General features: G+C 70.0%; 5 protein-coding genes. 3 read left to right on the forward strand and 2 right to left on the reverse strand.

The window, feature by feature from the left end:
* The 3 genes from KBX53_RS24985 to KBX53_RS24995 form a co-directional block, all read left to right on the forward strand.
* A partial coding sequence (locus tag KBX53_RS24985; protein WP_210861969.1) for a DM13 domain-containing protein occupies nt 1-100 on the forward strand: 100 nt, incomplete at its 5' end.
* Between the two features lie 292 nt (nt 101-392).
* Nucleotides 393-1,757, forward strand: coding sequence for a ricin-type beta-trefoil lectin domain protein (locus tag KBX53_RS24990; RefSeq protein ID WP_210861966.1), 1,365 nt, complete (start codon nt 393-395; stop codon nt 1,755-1,757).
* Between the two features lie 47 nt (nt 1,758-1,804).
* Entirely contained in the window at nt 1,805-3,142 is a 1,338-nt protein-coding gene (locus tag KBX53_RS24995) for a ricin-type beta-trefoil lectin domain protein (RefSeq protein ID WP_309140848.1), read from the forward strand.
* Nucleotides 3,143-3,172: 30 nt separating this feature from the next.
* Here the strand turns inward: KBX53_RS24995 and KBX53_RS25000 are convergent, their stop codons facing one another.
* Both KBX53_RS25000 and KBX53_RS25005 read right to left on the reverse strand, forming a co-directional pair.
* Entirely contained in the window at nt 3,173-3,355 is a 183-nt protein-coding gene (locus KBX53_RS25000) for a hypothetical protein (RefSeq protein ID WP_030330793.1), read from the reverse strand.
* Nucleotides 3,356-3,630: 275 nt separating this feature from the next.
* On the reverse strand, nt 3,631-4,020 hold a 390-nt coding region (locus KBX53_RS25005; RefSeq protein WP_210861967.1), incomplete at its 5' end, for a cation transporter.

Raw genomic sequence — 4,020 nt, forward strand, 5'->3', positions numbered from 1 at the left:
GCTACCAGCCTCGGTTGATCCACGCGACTTCCGGAGCGTCTCCATCTGGTGCAAGCGATTCGCGGTCTCGTTCGGCGCGGCCGAGCTCACGCGCGCCTGACCGCTGTCACCGCAGGCGCAACGCACCGGACACGACATTGACATCTTTCACTGTCCGTTCTAGCGTCTGAGCGAATCGATTCGACGGCCGACTGGTCCCGCGTGGGCGGCGAGACCAGTGGCGGAAACCTGTGTCGATGAGCCGGCCGGGGTCCCGTGGACACATCACATCCGCTGGGTTTCTTCCGGGGCGAACGCGGTCGGCGCGGGTGACCCGGTCTGTCGTGGCGGTGTGCGGGTGGCCCCGCGCACCCCCTTTCCATCAGTTCGTGCCGAGTGGCGGGAGCCCCTTCATGACAAGACGTAGACCCATCCTTGGTCTCCTCGCGACGGCGGCGGCCGTCGTCGTGACCGTGAGCGCGGCGGCGTTGGCCGGTGGCGTGCGCACCACCGCGTCGGCAGCGGAGATCGGCGCGGCAGCGGCGACCGCCGGGTGCGGCAAGGCACCCACGTTGACCAGCGGCCAACGCTCCATCCAGAGCAGCGGCCAGAACCGCAGTTTCATCCTGAGGATCCCGGAGAACTACGACCGCAACCACGCCTACCGATTGATCTTCGGATTCCACTGGAACGGCGGCACCGCCAACGACGTCGACGGCGGCGGGTCCGACGGGGCGGCCTGGTCCTACTACGGGTTGCGGCAGCAGGCCAACAACAGCACCATCTTCGTCGCCCCGCAGGGCAACGGCAACGGCTGGGCCAACCCCGGCGGCCAGGACGTCACCTTCGTCGACGACATGATCAGGGTGATCGAGGCGGACCTCTGTGTCGACACCACGCAACGCTTCGCGCTCGGCTTCAGCTACGGCGGCGGCATGAGCTACTCCCTCGCCTGTTCCCGGCCCACCGTCTTCCGCGCTGTCGCGGTCTACTCCGGCGGGCAGCTCAGCGGATGCAGCGGCGGCACCCAGCCGGTCGCGTACATGGGAATCCATGGCATCGGGGACCCGGTGCTCAACGTGTCCGCCGGACGGTCGCTGCGCGACACGTTCGTGCGCAACAACGGGTGCACCGCACAGAACCCACCCGAGCCGAGGGCGGGCAGCCTGACCCACATCACCACCACCTACTCCGGCTGCCGGGCCGGCTATCCGGTGGTCTGGGCCGCCTTCGACGGCGGGCACACCCCCGGCCCGGTGGACGGCGGCGGGGACAGCGGCGCCAGGACCTGGACCAAGGGCGAGGTGTGGAAGTTCTTCACCCAGTTCGGTAGCACCGACCCCACCACGCCACCGCCGACCACCCCACCGCCGACCACCCCGCCGCCGAGCGGCACGTCGGCAGTGCGCAACACGTCCTCCGGACGGTGCCTGGACGTCAACGGCGCCTCGCAGACCAACGGCGCGGCGGCGATCATCTGGGACTGCCACGGCCAGAGCAACCAGAGCTGGACCTCGACCGCCGCCCAGGAGCTGCGGGTCTTCGGCGGCAAGTGCCTCGACGTCAACGGCGCCGGCACCGCGAACGGCAGCTCGGTGATCATCTGGGACTGCAACGGCCAGTCCAACCAGAAGTGGCTGCTCAACGCCGACGGCTCGATCACCGGAGTTGGGTCGGGCCGGTGCCTGGACACGGTCGGCAACGGCACGGCCAACGGCACGCGCATCCAGATCTGGGACTGCACCGGCGCGGCCAACCAACGATGGAGCCGGAGCTGAGCCCGGTGATGTTCCCGATGCTCACCCACGCACAAGGAGACTCAGTCGTGCCACTTCGCAAACACACCACGCCCTGGCCGGGGGCAGTCCTGGCCGTCCTGGTTCTGATCGCCGTCGGCATGTACGTCGTCACGACCGTCGCGCCGGCGGCAGCGGCCACCACTGCCGGCTGCGGCAAGGCACCCGGGCTGACCAGCGGCACCCACACCATCCAGAGCAGCGGAAAGAGCCGCAGCTTCATCCTTCGGTTGCCGGACAACTACAACAACACCTATGCCCACCGGCTGGCCTTCGGGTTCCACTGGTTGGGCGGCACCGCCAACCAGGTCGCCTCGGGCGGCACCGACGGGGCCGCCTGGGCCTACTACGGCATGCTCTCGCAGGCCAACAACACGACGATCTTCGTCGCCCCGCAGGGCCTCAACAACGGCTGGGGCAACACCAACGGTGAAGACGTGACCTTCACCGACGACATGATCCGTGTGATCGACAACGCCCTCTGCGTCGACACCACCCAACGTTTCTCGGTCGGCTTCAGCTACGGCGGCGCGATGAGCTACTCGTTGGCGTGCTCCCGCCCGACGGTGTTCCGGGCGGTCGCCGCAATCGCCGCCCCGGGAGCGATCAGCGGATGCAGCGGCGGCACCCAACCGGTGGCGTACCTGGGGATTCACGGCATCAACGACAACATCGCCAGCGGACGGTCGCTGCGTGACAGGTTCGTCCGGAACAACGGCTGCGCCGCGCAGACCCCGCCGGAGCCGAGGGCGGGCAGCCTGACCCACATCACCACTGCCTACTCCTGCCAACCCGGATACCCGGTGCTCTGGGCGGCGTTCGACGGCGGCCACCAGCAGGGTCCGGTGGACGGGTGCGCCGGCTGCGAGAGCGGCGCGCGGAGCTGGGTCAAGCAGGAGGTGTGGCGGTTCTTCACCCAGTTCGGCTCCGACGTGCCGCCCACCACTCCCCCGCCGACGACCCCACCGGCCGGCCAGCAGAACGTGCTGATCGTGGGCGGCCAGTCCGGCCGGTGCATCGACATCCCCAACTCCAGCACCAGCAACGGCGTCCGCCCGCAACTGTGGGACTGCCACGGTGGGACCAACCAACGGTGGACCCACACCGCCAACCGCACCCTGACCGTCTACGGCAACAAGTGCCTGGACGCCAGCGGAGCGGGCAGCAGCAACGGCACCGCGGTGATCATCTGGGACTGCAACGGCCAAGCCAACCAGCAGTGGAACGTGAACGCCAACGGCACCATCACCGGAGCCCAGTCGGGGCTGTGCCTCGACGCCATCGGTTCCGGCACCGCCAACGGGACGCAACTTCACCTCTGGGCCTGCCACGGCGGCGCCAACCAGCAGTGGAGCACGCGCACCTAGGGACTGTTTCCTAGGGGCGGGCGGGCCCGGTCAGCGCCACCGGACCGGGCCCGCGTCGGCCCGGATCCGGAACAGTGCGTACGGCTTGCGCCGCAGGTCTTGCCCGGGTTGGCACGTCGCCTGGTGGTGCGGTTGGTTGGCGGTGACGTACCGGTGCCCGTCGGCGGCCACGGACATGGTGTCGGGACCCAGCAGCCGAGGGTCGTGGACCACCGTCTCGTCATCGTCGTCGGCCGCTTTCCAAGCCGGCGGAGCCGGGGCGGCGGCTCACGCCAGCCCGGACGCTTCGGGTTGGCGTGGCATGGGCAATCCGTTACCGGTTGGTTCGCCACACCTGGCGGTCACCCGGTGTGTGCCGGGGCTCTTCGACGCGATGCTGGAGGCGGCCTCGGCAGCGGCCCATGAACACAACGCTGAAATCGACCACCACCGAGCGCGGATCCGGTGCGGTCTCCGCGAGGCGGACGGCCCGGCCGAGGGCCACCCGGTCATGTCGCATCGGTCGTGCAGCAGGAGCAGCCGGGCCCGCACCCACACGCGCCGGCATCGCTGTCGCCGGGCCCACCGGCCGCGGTGTCGGTCGGAGGGGTGGTCAGCGGGGCGACGCAGCAGGCATCGCCGCGCCACGCCTCCCGGCCTTCCTTGGCGGCGACGGCGGCGATCACCAGCGCGGCGATCGGGTCGGCCCAGGCCCAGCCGAACAGGCTGTTGACCCCGAGACCGACGAGCAGGACCGCGGACAGGTACGTGCACAGCAGGGTCTGCTTGGAGTCGGCGACCGCAGAGCGGGAGCCGAGTTCCCGGCCGGCGCGGCGCTGGGCGTACGAGAGCACTGGCATGATCGCCAGCGACAGCGCCGCGCCGGCCGGGAACTCGGC

Source organism: Micromonospora sp. M51 (genome assembly GCF_018070305.1).
GTDB lineage: Bacteria > Actinomycetota > Actinomycetes > Mycobacteriales > Micromonosporaceae > Micromonospora > Micromonospora parva.

What these genes read in the sequence shown, in the direction of transcription:
- KBX53_RS24990 (WP_210861966.1), top strand. Translation starts at nt 393, where the DNA reads ATGACAAGACGTAGACCCATCCTTGGTCTCCTCGCGACGGCGGCGGCC.